The organism is Methanobrevibacter sp. UBA412 (genome assembly GCA_002495685.1).
Classification (GTDB): domain Archaea; phylum Methanobacteriota; class Methanobacteria; order Methanobacteriales; family Methanobacteriaceae; genus Methanobrevibacter_A; species Methanobrevibacter_A acididurans.
In genome coordinates this window covers 1-2685 of sequence record DAGJ01000020.1, presented here as the reverse complement: position 1 = coordinate 2685, position 2685 = coordinate 1, and the positions used below count along the sequence as shown (strand labels likewise).

Sequence of the window (2685 nt, the reverse complement as noted above, 5' to 3'; positions counted from 1 at the left end):
CTTATACTTAGACATTGTAATCAATCTCCTTGTGAGATGTTAATTCATCATATACCTTTTTATATTCATCAGTCATCTCTTTTTTTGATTTGAATTTTATTTTAGAGATATTATCAACAACTTTTTCATATTCTTTAGGATTGTTAGCAATTTTCATTATTTTATCATATACTTTTTGAGGAGATTTATAATCTACTAACCATCCCCCACCTGTTTTATTTATTCTTTCGGATAAAGCCCCTAAATTTGTAGCTATAACCGGTACTCCGGAATTCCAACTTTCAGTTAAAGTATGAGAATAAGTTTCGGGTATTATTGAAAATATTCCCATAAATGAGGGTTTAATATTATTTACAAACTTTCCAAAGTCTTCTCTTGAGTAACGACCATGATTTTTCCCATATTGTTTCAATGAAGGGTAAGTAGTGCCCATAAAATGAAATTCTAATTTATTATCTTTATCAATTTCTTTTAGTTTACGTATTAATAATGATCCCTTGTGTTTACTTATATGTCCAGGGAATAATATTTTAATTGGAGTGTTTTTAGGGGTTAAACTGCAATTTAATCTTTTTGGTAAGTTACGTCCATGTTCAATGATTTTTATATTGTTTTTAATTTCAGGGTATTGGGCATTATAAACTTCAGTAGAATAGTTTGAAGGTGCTATTATTAAAGAACAACGATTTAAAAATTTAAGGGATTCATTTCTCCATAAATTGATTGTATTTTTTAAAGAAATCTCATCACTTGAATTAACACATCCACATGCCCATTTATCTTTTCTACACATCAACTCACAATATTCTTGGTTTTTATTTAATAAATGAATTGATGGGCAAATATAATAAAAATCATGTATACTCAATATGATTGGGATATTTAACTTTTCAGCTACTTTTGATATATCAAATGAATGGTTTATTAAATGATTAATATGAATTAAATCTATATTTAAATTGACCAGTATTGTAAAATAAATTGCCATTAACTCTTTGGAATATAAGAGTTTAGAAAAGTTTACATTCTTATCCAAAGATAAATTATCAGATAAATGGACATCCCACTGGCCTAATTTTTCAAAATGATCTATTTCCTTTCGCCATAACTCTAATTCCAATCCATTTGAAGTTAAAATATAACATTCATATGAATCCTGAATATTATCTATAATATCATTAGTTGTAAAACCTGTCCCTGCAAAACTACCTATTTTTTCATGAACTAAATAAAGTACTCTTTTTTTATTAGATTTACAATCTTTATTTATAGGATAATTTGAATTAAGCAAATGTTTTTGGATATTTTCTATTAATTTATTTTTTGGCAAATTATTATTTAATTTTTTAAGAATATTAACTACTTTTTCATAAGGGATTATAGGAAAAAGATTTTTATCTAATTTGTATTCCCTATTCTCTTGAAGTCCATATAAACTATAATGGACTAATGGGCTTAATTTGCTACTTAATGCGTCACCGTATTTATGAGAATAATAAACTCCATCAAAATCTTTATTTGGATCTTTACCTTCTTTATACCCATAAATGATATAATGAATTATAGGATTCATCCCTGAAGCTTTAACATCTTTATAATTACTTAAATAAAACTCTTCATCAAAAAGATTATTTTTCTTAATAGATCTAAATCCTTTAATATTTTTAAACATCTGCTTATTAGGTTTAAAAAGTAAATATACAATAGGAAAATGATATTTAATTTTTTTACTTAAATTTTGCTTGTTTAAAATGTTTAATCCCATAATAATAACCTTAAACCTATAAATTAATATTTATTTAAAATGCATTCTTCAATAATATTCATCATCTCTTCACAAAAATTACTATTTAAATTAACTAAAAAACTACTTTGTGAAAAACTTTTCTTTAATTCATTATAAACCTTATTTTTTTCAGTTAAAATTATATCATAAAAATCAAAATCATTATTAAAATCAAAGTCTTCATCTAAATAAAGAATTTTTACAGAGTTTTTTCTACAATTTACTCTTTTAATATCATATTCTTTAGAAAATGATATTAAAACATCAGTATCATCACCTGCATCCTGTTTATCGGATGAAGTCAACAAATCAACATTAAAATCTTTTTTATTCAGATTTTTAGCTAAATTAGATACTAAATCATAATTTTTTAAATTTATATTAAATTCTTCTATTAAAAATGTGAATTTAAGTGGTTTTTCTGTGAAAAATTTTATATTATGAATTTTATCTAAAAAAATCTTTTGAGTAATGTAACTACCTTGTTTTTCCCATAAAGTTCTTGTATTAAGTTCATTATTTTTTAAATATTCTTTTTTATCATTTATACGTGTACTTGATTCGTGATGGAATAATAATGCAGCAGAGCAATATAAAATTTCATATCCTGCCTTATTAAGATTTAATGAAAAATCAACATCTTCAAATCCATAAAAATATTCTTCATTCAATCCGTTTAAATCTTTATAAATAGATTTTTTGATTAATATTGCTGCTGCAGTTACAGCCGCCACTTGATTTGATTTATTTACTTTACTTTCATAAGGTTGTTCAAATTTATTTTTGTTATAAGCATAAGCACAACATGGTTTGATTCTTTCATCAAATATATCTCCTACATGTTGTATTAGAAATGATTTATAGTTGTTTTTTTCATCATAGTAATATGGATAGATTAG

General features: G+C 24.1%; 2 protein-coding genes. Both read right to left on the bottom strand.

Going from position 1 to position 2685, the window contains the following annotated elements; translation table 11 throughout:
• Positions 1 to 7 precede the first annotated feature (7 nt).
• Positions 8 to 1765, bottom strand: coding sequence for a glycosyltransferase (locus tag BP997_RS05450; RefSeq protein ID WP_413828993.1), 1758 nt, complete (start codon positions 1763 to 1765; stop codon positions 8 to 10).
• 23 nt (positions 1766 to 1788) lie between these two features.
• The coding region (locus BP997_RS05445) for a glycosyltransferase family 2 protein (RefSeq protein ID WP_413825858.1) at positions 1789 to 2685 on the bottom strand (897 nt) is incomplete at its 5' end.

What these genes read in the sequence shown, in the direction of transcription:
- BP997_RS05450 (WP_413828993.1), bottom strand. Translation starts at nt 1,765, where the DNA reads ATGGGATTAAACATTTTAAACAAGCAAAATTTAAGTAAAAAAATTAAA.